Below are 26,540 nucleotides of genomic sequence, written 5' to 3'. Positions count from 1 at the left end.
CGCTCGGCCAGCCCTTGAGGCACCGGGCGGACCGGACCACCTTCGCGCCGCAGAGCGCCCCTTCCCCCTCCCCTCTCCCCCCTTTCCTTCCTGTTCCCCGGCAGGGCCCGTCGTGTCCTGCGCATGCAAGGAGCGCACCACCATCTCCCCCGCCAATCTCACCCCACCCCTGCCCGAACGCCTCACCCTGCTTGCCTACGATCCGGGCGTCTCGCCCAAAGGCGGCGGCCTGCCCGGCCTCGACGTCCTGCGCACCGTCGTGAACTCGATCAACCTGTTCGGGATCGTGGCCGTGGTCGGCGCCCTGGCCGTCAGCCTCGGCGTCTGGGCCTGGGGCCACCACTCCGGCGGCCACCAGGCCGAAGCCAACGGCAAGAAGGGCGCGGTCGTAGCCGCGGCCTCGGCTCTCGGCCTGGGCGCGGCCAACGGCATCGTGGCGTTCTTCAGCGCGCTCGGCCAGCAGGTCCGATGAGGAAACGTTCCCTCGACGTGCTCGGCCTGGGCTGGCAGCCACCCCGGCGCGTCCTGCTTTTCGCCGGTGTACTGGCCGCGCTGCTGGTCCTCGCCGGCGCCGTCGCCTGGTGGACCGGGAGCCACCAGAGCCCCGAGGCATCCGGCAAGCAGACCAGCCCGACCGGTGCACCGAAGGCCTCCTCCGCTCCCGTGCCGACAGCGCCCGCAGGAGGGTCCACGGTCGCCGGGCCGCCGCCGATCTCTGATCCGCTCGCGTTCGCCCGGGCGAGCGCGGTGATGCTGTGGACCTTCGACGCCCGCACTACCAGCCGCGACGCCCAGCTCGCCGGCATGCACAGCTGGCTGACCGGCGAGTCCGCATACGCGGACTGGGACTCCGTCCAGGCCCAGATCCCCGACCCGGTGCTGTGGTCACGGCTGAAGGACAACGGCCAGCACGCCAGCGCCACCACGTCGGAGGCGCACTTTCCGTCCGCGTTCAAGCAGGCCCTGGCCGACAACCCGCAAGCCATCACCGAGGCGTACATCTACGCCGTCACGGTGCGCGGCAAAACCCAGCTCGCCTGGAACGGAGGCGGAGGCGGTGCCGAAGACCGGCAGATCACCCTCGCCGTCCAGTGCCGACCCGGCAAGGACTGCCGCCTGGTCGCTATAGCCCCGCGCGTCGCCCCGTAGCCACCGCCTGTACCTCCCGAAAGGACGCCCGACGTGGGCTTTTGTGACCTGCCTGTCGCCGGCTACCTCTGCAAGGCCGGCGATGTGATCGACTTCGCCTCCGATCCCGTCGGCGCGATCGGGAAGTGGATGGCGGAAAGCGCCGGTGACGTCGCCGCCGCCGCGGCGGACCTCGCGTCCAAGGCCATCGACCGCACCACCAACATCGACCTCGGCGCGGGATGGTTCCGCGACAACTACGAGACGATTCTGCCGATTGGCCTGCTGATGCTCGTCGCGACGTTCTGTGCGCAGCTGGTGAGAGCCGCGATCAAACGCGACGGCCAAGCCCTCGCCCAAGCGGTGACCGGAACGGCCTCCGGCGTCTTGTTCGCCTTCTGCGCCATCGCCTTCACCACCGTCGCCATCGAAGTCGTCGACGCCCTGTCCAACGGGCTGTTCGCGGCTTCCGGTACGGACATCTCCTCCGCCGTGCGCAGGATCGTCAAGGTCCAGCAGATCAGCTCCATCGCCGGAATGGGCTGGCTCGTCGCAGTCGTCGCGGCCCTCGGCAGCGCGATCGGAGCGTTCCTGTTCTGGGGCGTGATGATGGTCCGCAAGGTCGGCATCCTGATCCTCGTCACCTTGGCCATTTTCGCCGGAGCCGGCGGCGGCTGGGAAGTCGCCCGACGGTGGCGCCGCGGCTGGATCGAGGCCACCGCCACCCTCGTCGTCTCCAAGCTGCTGATGACGATCATCTTCGTGCTCGGCATCGCAGCCATGGGCAAGACCGAAGCCAAGGACGGCGTTGCCGCCCTCGCGGACGTCGCCGCAGGCATGGTCATCATGCTCATGATCCTTTTGTGCCCGTACATGACGTTCAAGTTCGTGCACTGGGCCGCTGAGGGAACCGACGGCGAGTCCCTCCACCGCGCCGGCGGCGCCGGCGCGACGGTTGCCCGTCAGCACGCCGAGAACGCGGCGCGCAAGGCTGCTGCGGCGGCCACCGGCGGCGCGGCGGCCGGAGCCGGCGCTGCCGGTGGTGGCGCCGAGGCTGCGGGCAGCGGCGGGGGCTTCCCCGGCGACATCGCCTCCAACCCGACCGGCGGCATGGACATGGGCAAGGGCGACTCCGGCGGCAGCTCCGGCGGGGGCTTCCACGACCTGATGGAGCAGGCCGCGCCCCCGCAGGCCCGGACCGGAAGCGGCCAGGACACCGGCCAGGCAGACGGTCCGCCGAGCTGGAGCGGCCCCGGATCCCAGCAGAGCGGGTGGAGCACCAGTGCGCCCGCCGATCCGATGCCTCCGGCCCACGGCGCTCCGGCCAACGGTGACAGCGCCTCCCAGACCGGCTCGCCGACCGGCCTGTAGTCCCTCCGCCAGCCCACCCCGGGGCAGGGCCACCACACTCCCTGCCCCGGGCCGACCCGCCCCGGGAACCGTCCTTGTCCGAAGTCCTCCCCCTCACCGTCAAATTCCCCACCCGGTCACGGCGCGGGATCCTGCTGGGCCTCTCCCTCCCGCAGCTCGTCCTCGTCTCCTCGACCCTGGCATTGCTGCTGGTGGCCGTGCTGACCGTCGGCCTGATGGGCGCCGTCGCACTGGCCCCCGTCTGGATCACCACCGCCGTCCTGGTCGGCGTGCGCCGGGAAGGCCGGTCCCTGATCGACTGGGCGCCGCTGGTGGCCCGCTACGCCCACCGCCGCCGTACCGGCCAGACCATGTGGCGGGCCCGGCCCGTCTCCCGCCCCCAGGTCGAGGGACTGCTGCACCTGCCCGGCACCACCGCCTCCCTGCGCGTGGCCACCGCCGCCTCCGGCGCCTCCGCGATCCACGACCCCCACCGCCAGACCCTCACCGCCGTCGCCCGGGTGAGCTCCCGCGCCTTCGCACTTCTCGATCCGGCCACCCAGAACGCCAACGTGAGCGCCTGGGGCAGGGCGCTCGCCGGCATCGCCCGCACCGGGCACGTCGCCACCGTCCAAGTCCTGGAACGCACCGTGCCCGACTCCGGCGACAGCCTGGCCCGGCACTGGACCGAGCACGGCAACCCTCAGGCCCCCGTGGCCGGACACATCTACTCCGCGCTCGTCGACTCCGCTGGCCCCGCCGCCGCACCCCACGAGGCATACCTGGCCATCGCCCTGGACCTCAAGGCCGCCAAGCGCCTGATCGGCCAGGCAGGCGGAGGACTCCACGGCGCGTTCACCGTCATGGGGCAGACCACCGCGTCCGTCGCCCAGGCCGCCCGCGGCGCCGGGCTCACCGTCACCGGCTGGCTCGGCTCCCGCGAGATCGCCGCCGTGCTGCGCACCGCGTACGACCCCGCCGCCACCGCCCGGCTGCAGCAGTGGTCCTCCACCGGCCGCGCCGAAGCCGACCCGGCCGCCGCCGGCCCTGTCGCCCAGGTCGAGGAGAACGACCGGGTCATCACCGACAGCGCCCGGCACGCGACGTACTGGATCGAGAACTGGCCGAGGACCGAGACGAGTTCGGGCTTCCTGCACAGCATCATGTTCAGCACCGGCGTCCGCCGCAGCTTCTCCCTTATATACGCGCCGCAGGGCATCGAGTCCGCCCTGCGGGACGTCCAGCGGCGCAAGTCCGCGATCATCTCGGACGCCTCCGAGCGACGGCGCCGCGGCCAGGTCGAGTCCGAAGCCGACAACGTCGAGTACGCCGACGTCAAGACCCGTGAGAAGCAACTGATCTCCGGACACGCCGACGTCGCCCTGACCGGACTGCTCACCGTCTCCGCGGACACCGACCAGGCCCTGGACGCCGCCTGCGCCCAGCTGGAGACCGCCGCTGCCAGTGCCCAGGTCGACCTGCGGCGCCTGCTCTTCCAGCAGACCGACGCCTTCACCACCTGCGCCCTCCCCCTCGCCCGCAACACCCTCTAGTCCCATCCGCCCGCCGCCCCCGGCGTCCCCCTCCACGAGGAGCCCCTTGTCCCCTGACGAACACCCCGTCGGCGACGCCCACCCGTACCTCCGGGCGGCCACCGCCGGCCTTCGCCACCACACCCGCCTCCTCGCCACCCGTGCCAGTCAGCCAAGCGACCGACACCACCTCGACACCCTCCACGCCCACCTCACCGACCTGCACCGCCTCCTGGACCAGCTCGCCGAGCACACCCAGCCCGAACGACCCGCCTCTGGACGGCACCTGGCCACGGCCCACACCCGCCTGTGGCAGGCAGCCGACGCCGTCCACGCCGCCTTCCACCTGCTCCCCGCCGCGTCTGACGGCACCGGCTGCCACCCAGAGCGGCTCCCGGACGGCCCGCCCGTGCTGACCATCTGCCAGCGGCACCTCGCCGCCTCCCACGTAGTGCGGCGCAAGACCACCCCCGCCGACCTCGCGTCCTGACCGCCACCACCCCGGAAGCGTCCTCTTGTCCCACCGCCGAGAAGCCAGCGCGACCCCCCTGTTCACGCCACAAGGCATCGGCCGGGCCCAGCGCCGCGCCCTGCGCAAGCAGACCGCCCGCGCCGAGGCCCGCGCCCGCGCCGCCGCCGGCCCCAGCTCCGAGCAGCAGCCCGCCGAGGCCGTCTACCCCGAGGCGGCCTACCCACCCGCAGGGCGGCCGGGCCCCTTCTCCGCCCGCGGCAGCCGCCTCAAGCTCCCCGCCCACCGCATGACCACCGCCGTTGCGAGCGCCGCCTACCCCTTCCTCGCCGAAGGCGGACTCGGCGCCGACGGCATCTACATCGGCAAAGACCTCCACGCGGAGGGCAGTTTCACGTTCGACCCCTTCGAGCTGTACGGAAAGGTCGAGGGCTTCACCAATCCCAACGTGCTGCTGGCCGGTGTGATCGGGCAGGGGAAGTCCGCGCTCGCCAAGAGCCTGGCGCTGCGCTCCGTCGCCTTCGGGTACCGGGTGTACGTGCCGTGCGACCCGAAGGGGGAATGGACGGCCGTCGCCCACGCCCTGGGCGGGGCGTCCATCGCCCTCGGGCCCGGGCTCCCCGGCAGGCTGAACCCGCTGGACGCGCCTCCCCGGCCTCCCTCGGTACCGGAGGCGGAGTGGGAGGGGGAGGTGCGCAAGCGCCGCCTGCTGCTGCTCGGCTCCCTGGCGCGTACGGTCCTCGGCCGCGACCTGCTGCCGATGGAGCACACCGTCCTAGACGTCGCGCTCGGCACCGCCGTCGCCCGGGCTGCGGCGTCCGGCAGGCCCCCGCTGCTCGGCGACGTCGCCCACGCCCTCGCCGACGGGCCGGGTCTCGACCTGGCCGGCGGTCTGCTGGCCGGGCGCCTCGGAGACGCAGCCCGCGACCTCGCCCACGCCATGCGCCGACTGGTCTTCGGTGACCTGGCCGGGATGTTCGACGCTCCCTCCACCACGGCCTTCGACCCGTACCGGCCCATGCTGTCCATCGACCTCTCACGCCTGGGCGGCACCGACGACTCCGCCCTCGTGCTCGCCATGACCTGCGCCTCCGCCTGGATGGAGGCAGCCCTCACCGACCCGTACGGCGGCCGGAGATGGGTGGTTTACGACGAGGCGTGGCGATTGATGAGGCATCCGGCACTCCTGATGCGCATGCAGGCCCAGTGGAAGCTGAGCCGCGGCCTGGGCATCGCGAACTTGATGGTGATCCACCGGCTGTCCGACCTGCTCACCGCGGGCGACGCCGGCAGCCAGAGCCGGGCCCTGGCCGAGGGCCTGCTGGCCGACTGCTCCACCCGCGTGATCTACCGGCAGGAGACCGACCAGCTCGCAGCCGCCGCCGGACTCCTCGGTCTGACCAGCGTCGAATCCGGAGCGCTGTCCCACCTGACCAGGGGCCGCGGTCTGTGGAAGGTCGCAGGTCGAAGTTTCGTGGTTCAGCACCAGTTGCACCCCGCTGAACTGCAACTTTTCGATACAGACGCCCGTATGCACTGACCGCAGAATCGTTCAACCAACCCGGGAACCCATGCCTTCAGCACGCGCCGACCTGTCCCTGTTCGCCTCCGCGCTCGCCGCCCGTCTCCCCGGGCAGTGGACGAGCAACTACCGACTGCACCTCACCTTCGAAGACCAGTGCGCCACCATCGACCGTCTCTGGGACCGCGGCCACGTCGAGTACATCGTCAGCCAGTACGTCCTGGGCCACGAGGCCGTCCTCCACGGTCCGGACGGCCAACACCTCTACGTCACCGACCGGCCTTTGCGGCCACGTCAGTTCGTCGTCGCTCCGCTGGGCCCCGACGTCGAGCCGCACCATTTCGTGGGCATCGAGGAACCCAACGGGATCGCGGTCCCCAATGATCCCGTCCGTGCCGCCGCCCACATCGCGCGGCGGCTGCTGCCCCGTTACGAATCCGCCCGCGACGCGGTGCGCCGCAGTCTCGTCGACCGGCCCGAGCCCCCGCACCGCAAGGCCCCGCCGCAGGTCGACCGAACCCTCACCTTGACCTGGTACGAGGACGGGGTGGTCGGGGCGCCGTACGAGGACGTCCTGGAGGAAGCCAGGGAAGTGCTGTACGTCCACGGATTCCAGTACGTGCCCCACCAGGCCGCGTTCCTCCTCCCCGCCTCCTACGGCGAGGCCGACCGCGCCGTACGCATCCAGGCTGTCGCACTCCGGCTCGCCGCAGCGGGAATCGGCGTGAACCTGCGTCACGCCACGCCCACCGCCACGCGACCCCGCCCACCGGCCGTGGCCCGGCCCATACCCGCACTGCCCGCAGCCCCTGTCGTCCGCGCCCGCTGACCACCTGCACGAAGGGATCCTCCATCAGCACCCGCAGCTTCATCGCCCGCCCCACTGGTACCGGCTACGAGGGCATCTACTGCCATTACGACGGCTACCCCGACCATCAGCTCCCTCTCCTGCTCGGCGCCGCCCGCTACCGCTTCGGCGGTGACCTCGACGCCCTTCGCCGGCACCTCATCGATGGCCCCCACGACTGGAAGCAGCTCGGCATGGACCTCCTGGACCGGGCCCCCGACAGCGTCCGGGAGCGGCTCGACCCCCGCAGCGACCTCGGTCCGAGCGCACCCTTCGACAACGTCTTCAACGTTGACGGCACCCCCGCGAAGCCGATCCCGGTCACCGACGCCAACGCCGATGCCATGGGCCTGGAATGGGGCTACGTCCTACACGACCACGGCATCGAGGTCATCGCCCTGACCTGGTACGACAGCGGTCCCATTGTGTCCTGGGACACTGACCCCCTCTCCCGGATCTCCGGCACCCCCTCGCTGTGGGACTCGAACCGGCCCGCGCCCATCCAGGCCCCCGCCGCCCCACTGAAGATCACGAAGCCGGTCACCCCGGCACCCGCACCCGCCCGACCGCGGATCACCCGCTGAACGCCCCGCCCATGGACCGCACTCCGGAGAAATCTCTGTCCGCCCCGCAGATCACCGTCGTCATCGCCACCCAGCTCCGCCCCGAGCGCCTGCCCTACCTGCAGGAGATGCACGCCAGCCTCACCCGGCAGACCGTGCCCTGGGAGGCAGTCCTCGTCCTCGACGGCGCCGACCCCGCCCTCGTGCCTGCCCCGATCACCGCCGACCCCCGGATCCGGACCCTCGCCCTGCCTCGCCCGGTCGGCGCCGCCTGCGCCCGCAACCTCGGCCTGAACGAGGTGCGCACCGAGTTCGTGAACTGGGCCGACGACGATGACGTCTTCCCCGACTGGAGCCTGGGCGTACGTCTGGAGACCTTCACCGACGAGCTCGGGTGGGTCGCCGGATACAGCGAGGACTGGCTGCCGGACCGCTCCCGGCGCCTGTGGGAATGCCCGGCCCCGCCCGGCTATCACGCCGCCGGCGACGTGGTGACGTACTGGCCCCGGCCGCAGGACACCATCCCCGTCGGGCCGACGACCATCCTGGCCCGCACCCGCCTCGTGCGCGCGGCGGGCGGCATGGGCGGACTCGTCCAGGGCGAGGACTACATGGCAGCCGTCGGCGTCACCGCGCTGGGCCCCGGCGTGCTGCTCCCGCTGCCCGTCTACCGGTACCGCAAGCACGACGGTCAGATGACCCGCGGCGAGCAGTACGAGGAGCTGGAGCTGGCCGCCCGCCGCCATGCCCACGCGTTCGGGCACGGCCTGCGCAACGCCCTCGCCAGCCGGGCGTGAGCATGGACGACCGCACGACGCCCCGCCCCAGGGGCCTGGCACAGATCATCCTCGCCCTCAGCCCGGCCGACGGCCTTGTCGCCGTCCCCGTAGGCGAGCAGTACCGGTGGGCCAACACCGCTCTTCAGCTCACGCCCGGATTCGAGCGGCGCCCCGACGGCACGTACGCCCTGCGCGACGTGGACAGCGCAAAGCCCAACCTGCTTGCTCTCGCGGAGAACGCGCGCCGACACCGCGTGCTCCTCTTCGGCGGCGCCCGCCCGTACCTGGGCGACTACGCCACCGCGCTGGCCGACGGCCTGCCCGGGACGTGGACGGTGAAGGTCGAGGTCTACGCCCACCCGGTGTGGCAGGAAGACCTCGTCCCGCTCCTGTGGGACGCGGGCGAACTCATCGACTCGGTGGAACACGGCCGCATCCCGTACGCCGCCCAACTTACAAACGGCGCAGGCATCGAACTCCTCCTGGTCGAACGGCTCGGCAGCGCCCACGAGTACCTGCTCGGCGCCTTCGCGAGCGCCTCCTTCGACGACAACTACGCCGACCCGCACGCCCCCCGCTCAGTCGTGCTGCCCTCCGAAGCGGCCCACGCCGCCGGCCTGGTCACCGGCACATTCCTGCCCGCGTACGAGCAGGCAGTCCACGAACGGCTGCTGGTTGCCGTCGAAGCGGCGCACGGCAGGCTCGAGAAACTCCATGTGGAGTGGACTTCAATCCAGCAGTCCAGCCTCTACAGCGACGGCACCCGCCTGGACCCGGCCGCGCTCGGACACACCGAGCAGCAGTACCTCGAAGAGAGCTCCGTGGAGTGGCGCCGCGTGCGCCCCCACGCCGCTGAACTCCTCTCCCGTGTGCGCCCCGTGTCGGGCTCCGAGGACTCCGCCTCCCTGGACCGCCTCCACCAGCTCCTTCACCCGGACGCGGCGGAACCCTCGTGGCCGGCGGCACCGTCCTCGCCTGCCGCCCTGCCGCCAGGCACAGCCGAGACCCTCCGCCGATGGCGCACCGACGCGCCGGCCCTGCTGCGGCAGACCCGCGCCACCCGACCCGGCGGCCCTGCGACCACGGTCCGGCCTGCACTTCCCGCTGCAGCCAAGGCCGCGCCCTCCGTCCCCGGACGAGCGCCCCGCAGCCGATGACCTCCCCCGACCATCAGGACGCCCCCCATGCAACCGCACTTCCATTTCGGGCTGCACGCCGAGCACGGTGTGGTCGCCCGTCCCACCACAGCCATCAATTCCCACCTCGCGGCCTGGTACCTGGAGCGCGAGCAGTTCGAACCAGTACCGGGCCGAGCGGATCTGTTCCGGCTGACCCAGCCCGATCACGCCCTGCGGCGCCGCGCCCGGCAGACCGTCCATGACCTCCGCCGACATGGGTTCACCGTGCATGCGGACCTCTCCCTCGATCCAGCCGAAACGGCCCCGGCGAACGCCCCGGTCCGAGCGAACTCCGCGGCCGAACGGCTGGCTCGCATCGCCCGGGCCGCCGCCGCCCGACCTCCGCAGCACCGCGTAAGCACCCCCCAGGTTGCCTCCGTGCCCGTACCCACCCTCGGCGCCCACTCCTCGGCTGCCAGACGAACCCGGTGACCACGACGGGCCCCTCCCCGGCCTGACAGCCACACCGCACCGACACAACCCCTACCCCGACCCAAGGACACCTGCCCTGCCGCCGACCGCCACCATCACCCTCCACCGCACCACTGCCGGCACCCTGACCGGCCACGCATCCGGAGCGCGTCACCAGTGGGCCGAGACCTGCCTGACCCTCGCCGGATTCACCGCGGACCAGTACGGAATCCACCAACTGCCCCTGGACGATCCCAGCCAGGCCCGCGAGGCACTGCACCAGCTGCGTCAGAGCGCGCAAGACCTCGACGTCGCCGTCATCCTCAGCGAGCGGCCCTTCCTCGGCGATGTCGCTGACCGCATCGCCCACGCCCTGCCCGGGCGGTGGACGGTGATGGTGACCGCGCATCCGGAACGCCACGCACAGCAGGGCCTGCTGGAGTCGGTATGGGCCTCTGGCCCTTCGGGGGGAGCGCTTCACAAGGCCCTGGAGACACCCCGCCCTCCGGGCATGAGTCCGACCCGCTGGCCGTCGCGGGCGCCGACTGCCCCCGGCTTCCTGGGCGCCTCGCCATACCGCTGTGCGACCGGCTCACGCGACCGGTCCAGCCCTCCACCCCTTCTGTTGCAAGGAGTTCTCCGTGGCCATTGTTGGTACACCCGGCTATCAGAACGTGCCGAAAGGCGAGTCAGGTAGCTGAGGGGCGGTGAGGCCCGCCCTGGAGCATGTCGGCAGTCATTGCCCATCGTTCGTGGTCCAGCCACGCACCGTTGACGTGCTGGAAGCTCCGGGCCCGCCTCGCCTTCGCCCAACACCCCACCGCTTTCCCGCCACCACCGATAGGAGATCCTCCATGCCCGAAGCACCAGCAGAGCCGTTCATGACGATCCGGCACACCATCACCGGCGAGATCACCACCACCGGCTACAACGCCGCCGCCCGGCGGATCCTGCTCCAGGACGGCTTCGAAGAGACGCCCGGCTGCGCCTGCCGAGCGACGGAACCCGGTACGGAGCGGACGCACGGGCCTGCTCGGCAGCCAGCGAGCTGCTCGTCGCCGGCCATCCCGTGCACCTGGACCGAGCCCTCGGTCGGCCGGTGAGCGCCGACGGTACGCCCCGGTTGGCCCGGTCGCCGATGTCGGCACAGTCCGTGATCCGCTCCGAGAGCGGCCAGCCTCTCCAGCGCATCGCCCACCCCGCCCGCACCCGTACCTGTTGAAGGGGCCTCGTTTTGACCACACCTGGAACGCCTACCAGTTCAGCGCGCACCAAGGGCGGCGAACTGCGGGCCAAGGTGGCCCGACTGCTGGCCGACCGGCCGGCGGACACGCTCACCATCGGGGACATGGCCAGGCAGCTGGGCCACTCCCACGGCGCCGTCCGCAACGCCGCCCTCACCCTGGTGCGACGCGGCGAGGCCGACCAAGGCGGAACCGGACAACCGGAGTTCCGGGCGAACGGGAAGACCGCCGCAGCCGCGCAGACCGCTGTGATCAGCCCACCGGGCACCCACTCTCCCCGCGCCCAGGCGGCCACGGCCCGCACGACCAGTCCCGCAGCAGCCACGCCCAGGCAGACCGGCCCGATCCGCCGCGCGGGGGGCCAGCTCTACCACCCCCGGGAGCTGGCCGACCTGCCCGACGTCGAGGCGTTGAACCGCTTGCGCGACGCCGACGTGCCGGTGCTGCTCTACGGCCCTCCGGGCACCGGCAAGACGAGTCTGGTCGAGGCGGCGTTCCCGGACCTACTCACCGTCGCCGGTGACGGCGACACCACGGTCGGCGACTTGATCGGCGAGTACACACAGGACGACGCGGGAGCCTACGTCTTCCAGTACGGTCCGCTGGTCACCGCGATGACCGAGGGCCGCGCCCTGCTGATCGACGATGCCACCTTGATCTCACCGAAGGTCCTGGCGGCGCTGTATCCCGCGATGGACGGGCGCAGGCAGATCCAGGTCAAGGCCCACAAGGGCGAGACCATCAAGGCCGAGCCGGGCTTCTACGTGGTGGCGGGCCACAATCCCGGCGTCCACGGGGCGGTGTTGACGGAGGCGCTCGCGAGCCGGTTCAGCGTGCAGATCCAGATCGGCACGGACTATGACCTCGCCCTGGCGCTGAGGATAGATGCCCGGGTGGTCCGGGTCGCCCGACACCTCGCCCGCCAGGTCGAGCTCGGCGAGCTGGGCTGGGCCCCCCAACTGCGCGAGCTGCTCAGCTACCAGAAGACCGAGGCCGTCCTCGGCACCAAGGCCGCGCTCGCGAACCTGGTCGGCATCGCTCCTCTGGAGGATCGTGACGCCGTCGCCGCTGCCGTCATCAAGGCTGTCGGGGTCAAGGAGGTCGCTCCCCTCACCCTCGGCAAGCAGCTTTCCGCCTCGGCCGTCCGGCAGCCCCCGGGCATCACCGGCTCCGCGCACCGGGGCCGCTCGCGATGAGCGCCCACCACCACGTCCAGGCCCCCGCCACCACGCCGGACGACGACGCCGACCTCGCGCGATGGGACGACGACGGCGCCCCGCCCGCGCAACCCCGTTCCTCCCCGGACGCGTGGCTGCGCGTGGGAGCCGAACTCGGCGATCGGCTGGTCGCCCTCTCCGGCCGCCAGGACCTCCTTGTCACCTGCCGCCCCGGCACGCGCAGCGGCGCACCGGCCGCGTTCTTCCCCACTCTGGGCGAGGTCGAGTTCGACGCCGGCCTGTTCGCCCCGCTCCAGCCCCACGAGATCCATCCGCGGATCGTGGGCGACGAGGAGCGGTATCCCGCCGCCTGGGGAGTGTTCGTCCACGAGGCCGCGCACGCGGCCCACTCCGTCTGGACGGCGCCTGCCGGAGCGAACCCCCGTGTCGTCGAGGCCGCGCTCCTGCTGGAGGAGAGCCGTGTCGAAGGCGCACACCTGATCACGCGGCCCACGGACCGCACGTACCTGCGCACCAGTGCCCGAACCCTGGTCATGCCCGATATCGACCAGACCACTCTCCAGGGCATCGAGCACGCCGCCGCCGTGGCGGCCCTGGTCCTCGGCCGCCGTGACGTCGGCATCCTGGACGCCGGCGAGACCCGGGCCGTCGCCGACCTGTGCGAAAAGGTGCTGGGCGCAGACCTGCTGGCCACACTCACCCGCATCTGGACCGCAGCCCACCAGTGCGCCGACCACGACGCCACGACCATGCTCGCGCACGCTCAAGAATGGTGCGACGCTCTGGACACCGCGGCCCCCGCCCTGCCCGTGCCGGAGAACCTCACCGATCTACTGTCCGGCGCCGTGGGGGTCGTCATGGACAGCACGGCAGCCACCGACGCCGCCGACCTCGCGGCACAGGCCGCAGCGACCAACGCCAAGGCCGCGCAGTCCAAGGCGCAGGCTCAGGACCGCGCCCAGCGAGCCGGCCAGCGACGCAAAGCCGCCGCCACCGCCAAGAGCGTCTTCAACGCCCGTGGCACCACCGTCGCCCCCGACGGCACACCGGCGCCCTACGGCAACCCGGTCACCGGCACCCGCAGGCCCACCGCCGCCGAGCAGAGTGCCGCCGCACGCCTGAGCCGCGCCCTGCGTGCCGCCGCCTACCGCGAGCGGACCGAGGAGCGGACCACCAGCCCCACCCCGCCCGGCCGCCTCAATATGCGTGCGGCCCTCGCCCGTGACGCTCAGCGCGCGGCCGGGTCGGTCCCCACCGCGGAACCGTTCACCCACACCCGCCGCCGGAACTCCCCCACCCCACCGCTGCGTGTGGGTATCGCCGTCGATGTCTCCGGCTCCATGCGTGCCGCCTGCGCGCCCGTCGCGTCCGCTGCCTGGATCGTGGCACGCGCAGCAGCCCTGACCGACCCCGACTCCCTTACCGCCACCATCGCCTATGACAGGCACCTGACCGCATTGATCCGACCCACCCACCGAGCACCAGAGCGCGTGACGACGTTCGATGCCAACGGCGGCCAGCACAACCTCGGCGACGCCATCGACGCACTCGACCACGGCCTCGAACTCAGCCGCCCCGGCGCCGGCCGCCTCCTCGTGATCGTCACCGACGCCCGGTACGGCAGCGACGAAACCGCTCAAGCCGTCACCCGCGTCAAGCAGCTCACGACCGCCGGCTGCGCCGTACTCCAGCTCACCCTCACCGCGGAGTCCCTCCACTTGCCGGGGACCACCTTGCTGCACCTGCCCCGGCCCTCCAGCGCTCCCGTCGCCATCGCCACGGCGGCCACAGAGGCCATCCGCAGAACACGCTGAGACGACGCAGAAGGCGGAAGCGTCCCCGAGACCACCGCCAAGCACTCCAGACCACCTCCGTTCGCCGCATGAATCGTGCATCTGATGCATGACCCTCCGCGACGACGCAGGCCACCACCCCAACCGCCAACGAAAGGCACTCGATTTGAAGCCTCAGACCAGCAGCCCGACCTCGACCGTAACGCCCATCAAACGGAATTCCCCGGGGGTCCCCACGTCCTTTGAGATCGTCCACAGCTGTGGACACACCAACACCAATGACCTGTCGAGTCGTTCGGCGGACCAGCGCTCTGGATACGCCCGCTGGCTCGCCGCCCGGCAGTGCACCGACTGCTGGCGGGCCGATCACCAGGCGGATGCTGCCAGCACGGCCGAGTGGCTGGCCGCCAAGCGCGCCGAAGAACAGACCGCCGCTGCGGACTGGGCAACCCAGTTCGACATGCCGCCCCTTGAGGGACCCGAAAAGATCCTGGGCTGGGGCGAGCGCACCCGCCACCAGCTGGTGACCCGCGCGTACGCCGCGCTGGTCACCGAAGGCACCTGGGACGAAGCCGACTGGGCCCAGTTGGAGGAGCAGGTCCGGCTGCTGACGAGAGCGGGGTGGTGGGTCGACCAGCGCGAGGCTGAGGGGACCGATCTGCCCGAGCTGTTGGAGGCCGCCGACGACCGCGACCGGCCCACGGAGAACCCGTTCCGGTAGGCCGGGCGGCGCGCAATATAGCCGCCGATCCCCGGTTTCGGAAACCGGGGATTCTCCGGACCCTTTGTCTTCCACCGCCGCCCAATGTCTTCGTGGAAGGACCTCCGTGCCCGAGACCCGCCCCGTGTACCTGCCGCCCGACCCGCTCACCCCCAACCGGGACATCACCCACCAGCACTTCCGCCCCGGCGAGCACGTCGTGGTCCTCAAGGGCGCCGCCGGCGGAGAGCTGTGGGGCGACGCGATGAAGATCGTGGCCCCTTCCTGGCACACCCCGACCGACGAGGACGGATGGCGGCTGCTCGACCCCCATGGCGGCGACCGGTCCTACGTCACCGCCCACCCCCGCTACCTGGTGCACCTGTCCAAGCGGTGCCCGGAGTGCCTGATGCACCAGAAGGCGCTGCGGGAATACCTGGTCAAGCGCCTCGGGGACGCCGAGGAGGCCGTGGACTGCAGCTGGTACTCCCTGACCGCCGCCAATCAGCTCCTCCACATCGCCGACGCCCGCCCCGGCCGGTGATCACCGCCATCCTGCCACGGCGCGAAGCCGCCGGCCCGCAGCCGCCCTTCGAAAAGCCGACCCCGAGCGGGACCATGATCATTGAAGTCCACTCCCGCGACGTGACCGCCGACGAAGCCCTCGCAGAGGCGCTCGGCCGCGAGATCAGCGTGCAGGAGGGCCTGACCACCGAGCCCGGCGGCACAGTGGTGGCCCACTGGAACCGGCTGGACCACTACACCGACGACGACCGGATATGGGAGTCGGCGACGTGGGCCGACCATCTCGCCGACCCGGCACTGGAACACCCACTCGTCTCCGGGCCCGACGGCGACCGGCGTGCGATCCTCCACATCACCGCACACCTGCACCCGCTGGACCGGGAGTTGAAACACGCAGAGTGGTCCGAGATCGGCTATCGGATCGCCCGTGTCGCCGGGATCGCGCCACCCGGCGGCGACGCGGCATGCCGGTGGATCGCCGTCCAGGGCCAGCCCGGCCGCCTGGACGTGATCGCCAACCTGATCCGCGCCGACGGCACCTGGAGCACCCCTCCCCGCCGACTCCTGCAGGCCCTGGTCACCGAGGCGCGAAACATCGCGGCCGACCTCCTTCTGCACTCCATCCCCCAGCAGCGTTCCGGCCCCCAGAACCCGCCAGCCGGCCCGGCGGTCACCGCCTCCCCGCGGGTGCCGACCGCGACCAGCCCGCTCGCGGGAATCCTGCGGCAACTCGCCGCCGAGCAGTCCGGCCCGATCGCCGCCGTGCGCCAGCTCGTGGAGGAGGTCGGCCGACAGGCCGCCGCACTGCCCGGCGACCAAACCGACGCCGCGGCAAGGGACTTGTTCTGGGCAGCCCGCCGCCTGTACGGGCTGCAGGAGCAGCTGGGCGAGATCGCCTCGCGACTCCAGCCTCCCGCACCTCCGGCCCCCGTTGCGCCGACACTGCCCGTGCAGGCAGCCACCTCAGCCCGTGCGATGCCCCGGTGAACGAGCCTGCCGCCCCGCGCAAGGCGCCGCCCATCACAGTCACAAGGGACGCGGACACCGGACGGATCACCGCCCACGGCGGTGACGGGCTGGCCCACGGCATCCTGGAACGCACGTTCTTCCTGCGTGAGGTCCGCGGGGTCACCTGGCACCGGATGTCGCCGACCGTCGAGCAGGCGGACCAGGCGGCCGTGGCCAAGCTCGCCGTCGCCCGGCTCCAGGCCGCCGGATACCGGGTACAGGCCGACCCGCAGTTCGCGACCTCGACGACCCAGCCCCGCTACGTGACGACGGGCCGGTCGATCGCGAACCTCGCAGAGTCCATCCGCGAAGCGGCCAGCCCGGCCGAGGTGTCCGACCGCCTGGAGGAGGTGACCGCCGCGCACGACGGCATCCTCGCCTCCCTGGGGCAGCTTCTCCACTCCCTTGCCTCCGTCTACGACGGCCTCGGCGGACCTGCCGACAGGCACGTCGCGGCCCGGATGCGCTACCTGGCCGAGCACCGGCTCGGTCCCATCACCGCCGACCTGCTGCACACCCGCGCCGAACTCGCCGACCGCACCACGGCCCCGGCCCGGCCTGGCACAGCCCTCCCCGCTGCCGCCCTGCCAGCCTCACCCGCCTCTACCGCCTCCGGACGGACCCGATGACCCCCGCCCCAAGTTCGAGGAACCCATGACCGCCCCCCATACCCTGCCCGCCGACGACAGCCGCGACGTCGAATCGTTCGCCACCGTCCTCTCCGAGGAACTCCCCGGCCACTGGACCATCCAGTACCACCAGCACGCCCGGCACGAGGAGCAGTTCACCCACGCCGAGAACGTATGGGACCTCAACGAGGTAGCCGCCGCGCTCGCCGAGTACGCCCTGGGCGCCGACGCCCACCTCGTCCGCGACGACGGCATGAGCCTGTACGTCACCGTCCACCCCCGGCATGAGGAGGAGTTCCTCGTCGCCGCCATCGCTCCGGCCGGCGTCGCCCCCGAGGCGTACGCCGGGGTACGCGAGCCTGACGGGATCGCCGTGCCCGCCGACGCCGAGCGCGCCGCCCGCGCGGTCACCGCAGATCTGCTGCCGCGCTACGACATCGCTCTGGCCCAGGTCCGGCACAACGCGATGAACCCCCCGCAGCCCAGGCCCGGTGCGCAGCAGGAGCAGGTGGTGATGACCTGGCTCGAGGACGGTTCCCTCGCCGCGGTCACCACCACCCGTCCCTCAGCCGAGGTCCTTCTCGCTGAAGGGTTCGTCTGGGAGAGCGCAGCGAAGGCGTACGTGCTCGGCGGGGACGACACCCGGCCCCAGGCCCACGCCGTCCGGGCCGCCGGCGCCCGCCTCGCCCGCCTCGGCATCGCCACCGTGCTGCGCGCCGCCGCCCGCCCGGCCGCGGAGGCCACGCTACCCACGCCCCAGCCCGGTGCCCGGACCACCGCCCGAACCCGGTGACCGCGCCCGACCCGCGCCAGACCAACCGCCCCCAGCCATCGGCTGACACTCCTGACGGTCGGCCCCGTGTCCCGCTGCTCACAGCGGCCCGCCGACCGGCGCTCGCCCGCTTCCTGCTGCGCCGCTACCTGCGCGCCGCCGTCGTCAAAGCCGCAGGCACCGACCGGCCCCGGCCAGCGATGTCACCGACGCGCCACGTTGGCGCACCGGCCGCCTCCATCCACCGCCACACCCGCTGACCGCCGTCGTGGGTAACGCACAGCACCCTGGACCGCCCATGACCCCACCCGTCACCGCCGACGCCCTCACCGCGGGCATCACCCTGCAGCTCGACCAGCTCTCCGAGCGGCTGTCCCAGGCCGGCCCGCAGCAGGCCGCCCAGATCCTCCGGCAGGTCCTGGATGCCGACAGTGGCGTCCTCGGCAGGCTGTCAGCCCTGGTCGGTACCGGTACCTACGTGACCAAGCACCATGCCCAGAGCGGCGTCTTCCCGGCGGAGATGTGGCTGGCTCTCGGGCGCACCGCCAACACGTTGTACGACCTCGCCCTCGACCTGGACGAACACCAGGAAGTCTTCGAGGAGATCGCCACGCGCCACCCCCTGACCACGTCGTCTCCGGCGGCCACACAGGCCACCGCCCTGGTGGCGCGCGGGAGGCACCGGTGAGCCGACAGCAGCAGTGGACCGGCTGGGGTCAGGCCCAGCAAGCTGAGCAGCACTACTTGATCGAACCGCGCTACCTGGCCGGCGGCGGCGACCTGCGGCATGTCAGCGAGTTCCTGCGCGCTTCGGGCTGGAAGGACATCACCCCCAAGTCCGGCACGACGCTCGCCTTCGACTCGCCCGACCAGATGGTGCGCGTCGCCTACCAGCCGCCTGGCGGCTGGCAGATCCACGGCGCCGCCCAGGGACATCAGCCGGCCTGGCAGGTCACCCTCACCCCGCAGACCCCGGTGGAGATCGTCGCGGGCCTGACCGACGCACTCACCAAGCCGCGCTCGGCACACGCCCCGAACGTGTGGGCGCCGCTCACCGAGAAGTCGTGGAGCATGCAGCAGGACGACTACTTCGTAGCCCAGAGCCCCGACCGGCACGCCGTCGTGCAGTACGTCAAAGCCGGCGGTGACGGCAGCCAGGACCACTGGTGGGTCGGCGCCCGCAACGAGCACGGGCCCGTGTGGAACGTGCAGGCCACCGCGAGCACCCCGCTGAACCTGATGCAGTCCCTGACCACGGCCCTGGCCGACCCGGAGCCGGTGATGCGCCCGCGCGGACACGTCCCGCTCAGCAACCGGATTCGCGTGACCTCCGTGTCCGTGCGCCCCGACCAGCTCGGCGCCTGGCAGCAGGCCCGCCTCTCCGCCGCCCGCGCCGCCACCTGGGGCCGCAACTGGGTCTCATCCCGTGCCCGGACCAGCAAGGCACCCGGCTATGCAAGAACCCGATGACCGGCCCGGTCCATCGTCGCCCCTCCTCGGCCGCGCCCTTGGGCGACATCTCACCCCGACCACCAGGCCCGGCCCGCCACCCGGCGCCTCCACCGCCCAGTCACCGCCTAATGGGAGCTACGGAACCGGGGAATGCTCGGTTCCGTAGCCGCCAGCAGGTGAGCACTATCGCCGCCGGAACCATTCGAGTTCTGGGGTCAGACCGTGCCCCTGATGGTCGGCCGGGAGGCCAGACCGCTGATGGGGTGGCGTGCCCGCCCATCAGGGCGTGAGCACTAGATCCATTAGGCCGCGTGCCGTGCCTTCCGCTGGCTGCACCGCTGTTGGGTGAAGTACGTGACTGGGGAGGGTCTGTTGCTGCTGATCGGTGACGACTGGGCCGAAGATCACCACGATGTCGAGCTCCAGGACGAGGCCGGCCGGAGGCTGGCCGCCGCGAACCTGCCCGAAGGAGTGGCAGGCATCGCCAGACTGCACGAACTCATCGCCCGTCACGGCGGCGAGGGCCTGGAACCGGAAGAGGTGGTGGTCGGGATCGAAACCGACCGCGGTTCATGGGTGCAGGCCCTGATCGCCTCCGGCTATCAGGTCTACGCGATCAACCCCCGCCAGGTAGTCCGCTTCAAGGAGCGGTACGCATCCTCCGGCGCCAAGAGCGACAAGGGCGACGCCCACGCGCTGGCCGACATGGTCCGCCTCGACCGGGCCCAGCTGCGGCCAGTGGCGGGCGACAGCGAACAGGCCCAGGCCGTCAAGGTCGTCGCCCGCGCCCACCAGAGCCTCATCTGGGAACGCACCCGCACCTTCCACCGGTTGCGCACCACGCTGCGGGAGTACTTCCCCGCCGCCCTGAACGCCTACGCGGACCTGACCCTGACCAGCACGGACGCACTGGAACTGCTGATCAAGGCACCCACACCGTCAGCGGCTGCGAAGCTGAACCGCACCCAGATCACGGCCGTCCTGGCCCGCCACCGCCGCCACAACCGCGACGCGAAGGCCACCGCCATCCGCACCGCTCTGCGCGAACCACAGCTCGGCCTGCCCGATCCGGTCACCACCGCCTACGCGACCACCACCACGGCCCACGCACGACTGCTGATCGCGCTGAACGAGCAGATCGCCGCGATGGAAGGGCAGGTGAAGGCGCATTTTCTGGCGCACCCGGACGCTGAGATCTACCTCTCGATGCCCGGCATCGCGGAGATCACCGGCGCCCGGGTGCTCGCCGAGTTCGGAGACGACCCCACCCGCTACGCCAGCGCGAAGGCCCGCAAGAACTACGCCGGCACCAGCCCCATCACCCGGGCCTCCGGCAAGAGCCACCACGTCCAGGCCCGCTACGTGCGCAACAACCGCCTCGCCGACGCCCTCCAGACCCAGGCGTTCTCTGCCCTGCGGGCCTCACCCGGAGCCCGCCGCTACTACGACAAACAACGCGCTCGCGAAGTCGGCTACAACCCCGCCCTCCGCCAGGTCGGCAACCGCCTCGTCGGCATCCTCCACGGCTGCCTCAAAACCCGCACCCTTTACGACGAAGCGACCGCCTGGTCCCACCACGCCCACCCCCACACCCCTTGACCCTTAACGACATGGGGTGTCTGACACCCCCGCGCTCCTGAACCGCCTTTCCCCTCCCCGGAGCTTTCGATGACCGACGAACCCACCACCCAGCTGACCGCGGAAGAGGTCCGCGCGTCCGCCCAGACCCTGCACCGCCTCGCCGCCCACCTGCGGACCGGTCCCAGCCTGGCCGATGCCCTTCCCTTGATCGCCGCGCTCGTCGACGCCGATACAGGTACCGCAGCCCGCCTCGGCGAAGCCCTGCGCGGCATCGCCCGCTACCTCGCCCAGGAGACCACCGTTCCCCGCACCGAAACCGTCGAGGCGACCCTGGGCGAGTACATCGAGGCCGCATCCGTCCTGCAGGACCTGCGGCTGCTCGACCTCACCCTGGAACCCCTGCGGACTGCCTCCGTCCGCAGGGCACCCGCCCAGGCGGTCCCGTGGCGGTAAGCCCCGCCCAGCGGGCCTCGTACGCCGAGGACCACGCCACGAAGATCCCCTTCGAGACCACGCCCCGCCCCCTCGCCGGGCCCGGCGACCCACGCCACGTCACCCACGCCCTGCTCGCCGCCGGCTGGACCCTCACCTCCGCCCCCGGCGACCTCCGGATCGCCCTGGCTGGCCCCGACGAGGCCCGGCACCAGCTGGTGGTCGATCCTTTCGCCTCCGGCTCGCCGTGGCGGATCCAGTCCGTCGACTGGACGTGGAACGCCTCCTTCGACCGGATGGTGCCGTCCGAGATCATCGCCGGATTCACCGACGGCCTTCTCCACGGGCCGCGCCGGGGCGACAGCAGTCCGTGGGAGCACATGCAGAAGGCCGGCTGGGCCGTGGAGCGCCGGCCGGACGGCACCGGCCAGGCCCGCTCGCCTGCACCGGAGCTGCCGATCCGCGCCGAACTGCGTCCGATCTTCAACGACTCCTCCGACCACCTGGCTTGGCGCATCGTCCAGCCCGACCACATCGGTGCGCCGATCTGGAAGATGTGGATCAGCGGCCCGGTTCCGGAGCACCTCATGGCCGGCCTGGCCGAACAGCTCGTCTCGGCCGCCCCCGTCCTGCGCGGCATGTACGACCTCGATCACTACAGCGCCCGGCAGAACCCCAGCCCGCTCACTCCCCAGCAGGCAGTCGAAGCCCACTTCACCCGCATCGACGCCGCCCGGGCACAGGCCCGCTCCCAGCGCCGCACCCACCTCACCACCCGCCTACCGGCCCCGGCCGCCGCTCCGGCAAGTCCGGCGCACTCCCGTACATCCCGCCCCTGAAACCCGAAGGCCCGCCCGTGCCCCAATCCGCCCCCTTCGGCAGCACTGCCGTCCCCGGCCTTCAGGAGATGGTCAGCCGTCTTGCGACCTTCCTGCGCACGGCGGATGCGGCGGTCGACGCCTGGGACCTGTACTCCGACGAGCACACCGATCTCGATGGCTGGCCGTACGACCCGGAGAGCTACGACGACCGCAAGGCCGACCGGGACCAAGTGGTGTGGAAGGCGTTCGAACCGGTCAGCGAGGAGGCCGGCGTCCTGCTCGACGCCGCCGAGGCCGACCTCGAACGGGTCCCCGCCTCTTCCGTCCAGAACCGTTGGGCCTGGCAACTGACCCAACTGCGCGACGCGCTCGACCAGATAACGGCCATCAGGACGGAGTGCCGAACCCTCCTCGCTGCCCATCCTCATGCAAGCGCGGAGGCCCGCCAGGCTGCAGTCGACGCCCGTAACGCGGAGGCGTGGAACGCCCTGTACGGCTGGTTCGTCCACGGCCGTGCCGTCCTGGAGATCCACACCTCCGCCGTACGCACCGCCGCAGGCCCTCGGATCGAAACCACCACCCCGCCGCCACCTGCTCCGCCGGCCACCGCCGGTCGCACGACCCGCCGCTGAACCAACCTCTCTTCCCTTCTGCCTTGGAGTCCGCTTGTCCCTGCGTCCGTTCGTCCTCGTCGTCGCCCCGGGTGACGACATCTATCGCGGCTACTGCCTGCGCCAGGTTGCCGATGCCTACGACGTCGCCGTCATCACGACCGGTCCGATCACTTGGGAAGGACCCCACGTGGTCGACCACGAGATCGTCAGCGACATCGAGGATGAGGCCGGCCTCTTCGCTGCTGGTGAGGCGCTCGCCGAGCGCCGCCCGATCGCGGGCGTGGTGACCTGGGCCGAAGGACACCTGACTGCGGTGGCCCGGCTGGCCGAGCACCTCGGTCTCGCCACTACCAGCGTGGAGTCGGTCCGCACCTGCCGGGACAAGGCTGCCAGCCGCGCCGCGTTCGCTGCCCACGGTGTTCCGTCGGCCCGGTCCACCGCGGCGAACTCCCTGGACGAGGCCCTCTCGGCAGCATCTGCCATCGGCTATCCGGTCGTCGTCAAGCCCGCCTCGGTCGGCGGCAGCATCGGCGTCATCAAGGCCGAGACGCAGGAGGACCTGGCCGACGCCTACGCATTCGCCACCCGCGGGGTCCAGCTCCACGGCGGAGACAACACCGTCGTCCTGGTCGAGGAGTACCTGTCCGGCGAGGAAGTCAGCGTCGAGTGCGTGACGTACCAGGGCGTGACCACCGCAGTCGCGGTGACCCGCAAGGAACTCGGGGCCGAGCCGCTGTTCGAGGAAATCGGCCACACCCTCACCGCCGGCGACCCGCTGCTGGAGACCGTCGCGCCCATCGCCTCGGCGGCGGTGAAGGCCACCGGCACCATGAACGGCATCCAGCACGTGGAACTGCGACTCACCCCCTCCGGACCGCGCGTAATCGAGGTCAACGCGAGGATCGGCGGGGACTGGATCGGCTGGGCGGTCTGGCGGGCAACGGGACTGTCCCTGCCGCGGATCGCCGCCGACCTGGCCGTCGGCTGGGCCCCCGACCTCACCCCCGCCCGGCACCAGGCCGTCGCCATCAAGGTCCTCTACGCCCCCGCCTCCGGCACCCTCGCCGAGCGGGCCATCGTCGGCGGGTTCACCGAGGCCGCCGGGTGGGTGCACGGCCCGGCCTGGCTGATGGAGGAAGGCGACGAAGTCCTCCTGCCGCCCGCAGGCGACCTCGACTCCGCCCGCATCGGCCTGTTCGCCACCCACGCCGCCACCCTCGAACTCGCCGTCGCGCGCCGCACGGTCACCGCGAACCACATAGCCGTCACCGTCACGGACAGCGGGCGGGAGTGAACGAGCCCGAGAAGCCGCCGGTACTCGCCCAGGTCACCCCCCGATATCTGGCCGGCGGCGGTGACCCGCGCTGGGTGACAGCCCCTCTTCAGAAGGCATTCCGCTGGCAGCCCGCACACATCCCCCTCAGCCCGGTCGTACGGCTCACCCGCCGCGACCGGCAGGCCGAACTGCTGCTGTCACCGGACCCGGACGAACACTGGTGGACCCTGCACCACACCGGGACCACCGCTGGCGAGAAGGCGTGGACCATGCGCTTCGGCGCCCGGACCCCGGCCGAGATCATCGCTGCCGCCACCGACGCCCTCACCACCGGCCCGGCCGACAGCGCGGCCGATCCGATGCAGGTCCTGGAGCAGGCCGGTTGGAAGCGCTCCGTCCTGGAGCACCAGATCTCCTCGCCCGACGGATTCGTCACCGTCTCCCGGCACCCTCTCGGCGCGCTGCACATAGAGGTCACCGCCCACGACGGCCCCTGGACCTCCGAGCCCACTGCCCGTACGGCCTGGCGGGCGTACTTCTCCGACCACACCCCGCCCCACCTGGCCGCCGCGGTCCTCGCAGGCATGGTCTCCGCCGAGCCCCTGCTGCGTGACGAGAAGGAGATGGCCGCCTTCCTGCGGTACAGCGTCCGCATCGCCCGCGAACGCGTTCCCGCCCATCAGGCCGAGTACGCCCTGTGGGACAGGGTCGACCGCCTCGCCGCCCACCGCACCGGCACACCGCTGCTGCCACAGCCACCCGGCCGATCTCTGCCGCGCCGCACCCGCTGACCCCCTTCGTCCCCCCGACCCCTCCATGGAATCGCGCGCCCTTGTCCCAGCCCAGCTCCTCCTCCGACGGCTACGACATAGCCTTCAAGGTCCTCCTCGGGGCCTTCGCCGTCGCCATCCCCCTCGCCCACCTCGCCTGGCTCGGCGGAAACCTCACTGCCCTGGCCACCGGCAACACCAGGGCCGCCTACCGGCCCGCCGACGCCCTCATACGCCCCGACCAGCTCTGGCCCGGCCTGGGAGAAACGTCCCTGCTGATCGGTGCGCGGATCCTGCCCGTCCTGGCCCTGCTCGCCCTGGCCGCCGCCAGCGGCCTGTGGTGGAGCCGCCACAAGGGCACGCTCGGCGGCAACAGGAAGCGCCGCATCGAGGGCACCGCTAAGGCCAAGGACATCGCACCGGTCCTGGCCGCCGCCATCACCGACAAAGCCCGCAGCCTGCGCCCGAGCCTGAAGGACGCCCAACGCATCGCCCCGTCCGACACCGGGATCCTCCTCGGCAACCTCCAGGGCAGCAAGACCGAAGTCCGGATGGGGTGGGAGGACGTAGCGGTCGCGATCATGGCCCCCCGCTCCGGCAAGACCACCTCGCTGGCGATTCCCTCCATCCTGGCCGCGCCCGGCGCCGTACTCCTCACCAGCAACAAAGCGGCCGGTGACGCCTATACGACCTGCTTCGACGCCCGCAGCAAGGTAGGGCGGGTGTGGTCGATGGACCCCCAGCAGATCGCCCACGCACCGCGCACCATGTGGTGGAACCCGTTGGCGGACGCGAAGTCTCTGGAGGGCGCGGGGCGGTTGGCGGGACACTTCCTCGCCGCGTCCGTGGACGCAAGCCAGCAAGGCGACTTCTGGTCCAAGGCCGGATCCAACGTCTTGTCTCAGCTATTCCTGGCCGCAGCCCTCGACAACCGCCCGATCACGGACGTGATGCAGTGGCTGGCCTTCCCCGCCGACCGGCGCCCCCTCGACATCCTGCGCGACCACGGTTTCACCGCCGTCGCAGCCCAGTTGAAGGGAACGGTCGAGGGACCCCCGGAAACCAGAGACGGTGTGTATGAGACCGCGAGACAGTACGCGTCCGCCCTACTCAGCGCCGACATCGCCACCTGGGTGACCCCGCAGAAGGACGTCCCGGAGTTCCACCCGGCCGATTTCGTGGCCTCCACCGACACGCTGTTCCTGCTCTCCAAGGACGGTGGCGGCGGAGCCTCCGCGCTGATCGCGGCGTGCGCGGACTCGGTGATGCGGGCGGCGACTTCCCGAGCCGAACGCAGCGGCGGACGCCTCGACCCGCCCATGCTCGCGATCCTCGACGAGGCCGCAAACGTGTGCAAAATCTCCGACTTGCCGGATCTGTACTCGCACCTGGGTTCCCGCGGGATCATCCCGATCACGATCCTGCAGAGCTACCGGCAGGGTCAGAAAGTGTGGTCGGACGCAGGCATGGACGCCATGTGGTCGGCGGCAACGATCAAGGTCATCGGTGCCGGCATCGATGATCCCGATTTCGCGGACAAGCTCAGCCGGCTGATCGGCGACCACGACGTCGAGACGAAGTCCACCTCTATCTCCGACTCGGGCAAGTCCACCTCGATCAGCATGCGGCAGGAGCGGATCCTGCCCGCGGACCGGATCCGCGCGCTGCCCAAGGGCACCGCCCTGCTCTTCGCCACCGGGCTCCGCCCGGCCGCGCTCGACCTGCGCCCCTGGTACCTCGAACCGGGCGCGGGCGACCTGGCCGCCGCGTCCAAGGCAGCCTCGGAGGCGATCACAGCGCGGGCCGTCGCCAAAGCCGCCCCTACGCAGGCCGACTTCAAGAAGGCCGCGTAATCCCGCACCTCACACCCGTGCGGTTCCGCCACACAGATGCCTTCACCCACGCCTGACGCCGCCGCCCGTCGTCGGCCTGGATGGCCTTTGTCGTCAGCGCCGCCGACAAGACC

Annotated in this window: 28 protein-coding genes; all 28 read left to right on the top strand. The window is 71.6% G+C overall.

The window, feature by feature from the left end:
• The first annotated feature begins 169 nt into the window (after positions 1-169).
• The 28 genes from OG332_RS29845 to OG332_RS29710 all read left to right on the top strand — a co-directional run bounded on the left by OG332_RS29845 (position 170) and on the right by OG332_RS29710 (position 26,427).
• A complete protein-coding gene (locus OG332_RS29845) occupies positions 170-472 on the top strand; it encodes a DUF6112 family protein (protein ID WP_442816381.1) in 303 nt (100 codons plus the stop codon).
• Positions 469-1,149, top strand: coding sequence for a hypothetical protein (locus OG332_RS29840; protein WP_267011056.1), 681 nt, complete (start codon positions 469-471; stop codon positions 1,147-1,149). The genes OG332_RS29845 and OG332_RS29840 overlap by 4 nt, the downstream gene beginning before the upstream one ends.
• Before the next feature lie 33 nt (positions 1,150-1,182).
• Positions 1,183-2,499 (top strand): SCO6881 family protein, encoded by a 1,317-nt coding sequence (locus tag OG332_RS29835; protein WP_327416359.1) that lies wholly within the window; start codon positions 1,183-1,185, stop codon positions 2,497-2,499.
• A 74-nt stretch (positions 2,500-2,573) separates the two neighbouring features.
• Positions 2,574-4,031 carry an SCO6880 family protein gene (locus tag OG332_RS29830; protein WP_327416358.1) on the top strand — a complete coding sequence of 486 codons (1,458 nt, stop codon included), beginning with the start codon at positions 2,574-2,576 and terminating at the stop codon, positions 4,029-4,031.
• Positions 4,032-4,077: 46 nt separating this feature from the next.
• Complete coding sequence (locus OG332_RS29825; protein WP_327416357.1) at positions 4,078-4,500, top strand: DUF6238 family protein; 423 nt, start codon at positions 4,078-4,080, stop codon at positions 4,498-4,500.
• Positions 4,501-4,525: 25 nt separating this feature from the next.
• Positions 4,526-6,019, top strand: coding sequence for an ATP-binding protein (locus tag OG332_RS29820; RefSeq protein ID WP_327416356.1), 1,494 nt, complete (start codon positions 4,526-4,528; stop codon positions 6,017-6,019).
• 31 nt (positions 6,020-6,050) lie between these two features.
• Positions 6,051-6,830: a hypothetical protein gene (locus tag OG332_RS29815; RefSeq protein ID WP_327416355.1), complete on the top strand. Its 780-nt coding sequence runs from the start codon at positions 6,051-6,053 to the stop codon at positions 6,828-6,830.
• Positions 6,831-7,042: 212 nt separating this feature from the next.
• Positions 7,043-7,432: a hypothetical protein gene (locus OG332_RS29810; protein WP_266949395.1), complete on the top strand. Its 390-nt coding sequence runs from the start codon at positions 7,043-7,045 to the stop codon at positions 7,430-7,432.
• 11 nt (positions 7,433-7,443) lie between these two features.
• Complete coding sequence (locus OG332_RS29805) at positions 7,444-8,208, top strand: glycosyltransferase family 2 protein (protein WP_327416354.1); 765 nt, start codon at positions 7,444-7,446, stop codon at positions 8,206-8,208.
• Positions 8,209-8,210: 2 nt separating this feature from the next.
• Positions 8,211-9,347: a hypothetical protein gene (locus OG332_RS29800; RefSeq protein ID WP_327416353.1), complete on the top strand. Its 1,137-nt coding sequence runs from the start codon at positions 8,211-8,213 to the stop codon at positions 9,345-9,347.
• 27 nt (positions 9,348-9,374) lie between these two features.
• Positions 9,375-9,800: a hypothetical protein gene (locus OG332_RS29795; RefSeq protein ID WP_327416352.1), complete on the top strand. Its 426-nt coding sequence runs from the start codon at positions 9,375-9,377 to the stop codon at positions 9,798-9,800.
• A gap of 860 nt (positions 9,801-10,660) precedes the next feature.
• The gene (locus OG332_RS29790) at positions 10,661-10,882 is read left to right on the top strand and encodes a hypothetical protein (RefSeq protein WP_327419415.1); all 222 of its coding nucleotides are present in this window, start codon (positions 10,661-10,663) and stop codon (positions 10,880-10,882) included.
• Between the two features lie 194 nt (positions 10,883-11,076).
• Positions 11,077-12,219, top strand: a complete 1,143-nt coding sequence (locus tag OG332_RS29785) for an AAA family ATPase (RefSeq protein WP_327419414.1) — start codon at positions 11,077-11,079, stop codon at positions 12,217-12,219.
• Positions 12,216-14,015 (top strand): hypothetical protein, encoded by a 1,800-nt coding sequence (locus OG332_RS29780; RefSeq protein ID WP_327416351.1) that lies wholly within the window; start codon positions 12,216-12,218, stop codon positions 14,013-14,015. The genes OG332_RS29785 and OG332_RS29780 overlap by 4 nt, the downstream gene beginning before the upstream one ends.
• A 226-nt stretch (positions 14,016-14,241) precedes the next feature.
• Positions 14,242-14,715, top strand: coding sequence for a hypothetical protein (locus OG332_RS29775; protein ID WP_327419413.1), 474 nt, complete (start codon positions 14,242-14,244; stop codon positions 14,713-14,715).
• Positions 14,716-14,821: 106 nt separating this feature from the next.
• A complete protein-coding gene (locus OG332_RS29770; protein ID WP_327416350.1) occupies positions 14,822-15,238 on the top strand; it encodes a hypothetical protein in 417 nt (138 codons plus the stop codon).
• A gap of 74 nt (positions 15,239-15,312) precedes the next feature.
• A complete protein-coding gene (locus OG332_RS29765) occupies positions 15,313-16,206 on the top strand; it encodes a relaxase/mobilization nuclease (protein WP_327416349.1) in 894 nt (297 codons plus the stop codon).
• Complete coding sequence (locus OG332_RS29760; protein WP_327416348.1) at positions 16,203-16,856, top strand: hypothetical protein; 654 nt, start codon at positions 16,203-16,205, stop codon at positions 16,854-16,856. Before OG332_RS29765 ends, OG332_RS29760 begins: the two co-directional genes overlap by 4 nt.
• A 25-nt stretch (positions 16,857-16,881) precedes the next feature.
• Complete coding sequence (locus OG332_RS29755) at positions 16,882-17,649, top strand: hypothetical protein (RefSeq protein WP_327416347.1); 768 nt, start codon at positions 16,882-16,884, stop codon at positions 17,647-17,649.
• Positions 17,650-17,926: 277 nt separating this feature from the next.
• The gene (locus OG332_RS29750; RefSeq protein WP_327416345.1) at positions 17,927-18,316 is read left to right on the top strand and encodes a hypothetical protein; all 390 of its coding nucleotides are present in this window, start codon (positions 17,927-17,929) and stop codon (positions 18,314-18,316) included.
• On the top strand, positions 18,313-19,098 hold the full coding sequence (locus OG332_RS29745) for a DUF317 domain-containing protein (protein WP_327416344.1): 786 nt from the start codon (positions 18,313-18,315) through the stop codon (positions 19,096-19,098). Before OG332_RS29750 ends, OG332_RS29745 begins: the two co-directional genes overlap by 4 nt.
• 354 nt (positions 19,099-19,452) lie before the next feature.
• Positions 19,453-20,679: an IS110 family transposase gene (locus OG332_RS29740; RefSeq protein WP_327419412.1), complete on the top strand. Its 1,227-nt coding sequence runs from the start codon at positions 19,453-19,455 to the stop codon at positions 20,677-20,679.
• A gap of 69 nt (positions 20,680-20,748) precedes the next feature.
• A complete protein-coding gene (locus OG332_RS29735; RefSeq protein ID WP_327416343.1) occupies positions 20,749-21,114 on the top strand; it encodes a hypothetical protein in 366 nt (121 codons plus the stop codon).
• The gene (locus OG332_RS29730; RefSeq protein WP_327416342.1) at positions 21,105-21,932 is read left to right on the top strand and encodes a hypothetical protein; all 828 of its coding nucleotides are present in this window, start codon (positions 21,105-21,107) and stop codon (positions 21,930-21,932) included. Before OG332_RS29735 ends, OG332_RS29730 begins: the two co-directional genes overlap by 10 nt.
• 17 nt (positions 21,933-21,949) lie before the next feature.
• Positions 21,950-22,546, top strand: a complete 597-nt coding sequence (locus OG332_RS29725) for a hypothetical protein (RefSeq protein WP_327416341.1) — start codon at positions 21,950-21,952, stop codon at positions 22,544-22,546.
• Between the two features lie 34 nt (positions 22,547-22,580).
• Positions 22,581-23,822: an ATP-grasp domain-containing protein gene (locus tag OG332_RS29720; RefSeq protein ID WP_327416340.1), complete on the top strand. Its 1,242-nt coding sequence runs from the start codon at positions 22,581-22,583 to the stop codon at positions 23,820-23,822.
• The gene (locus OG332_RS29715; protein ID WP_327416339.1) at positions 23,819-24,595 is read left to right on the top strand and encodes a DUF317 domain-containing protein; all 777 of its coding nucleotides are present in this window, start codon (positions 23,819-23,821) and stop codon (positions 24,593-24,595) included. The genes OG332_RS29720 and OG332_RS29715 overlap by 4 nt, the downstream gene beginning before the upstream one ends.
• A gap of 41 nt (positions 24,596-24,636) precedes the next feature.
• Positions 24,637-26,427 (top strand): type IV secretory system conjugative DNA transfer family protein, encoded by a 1,791-nt coding sequence (locus OG332_RS29710; RefSeq protein ID WP_327416338.1) that lies wholly within the window; start codon positions 24,637-24,639, stop codon positions 26,425-26,427.
• The last annotated feature ends 113 nt before the right edge of the window (positions 26,428-26,540 follow it).

Source organism: Streptomyces sp. NBC_01233 (assembly GCF_035989305.1).
GTDB lineage: Bacteria > Actinomycetota > Actinomycetes > Streptomycetales > Streptomycetaceae > Streptomyces.
Note: the sequence above shows the minus strand (reverse complement) of the source record. Positions and strands in the feature narration are given on the sequence as shown.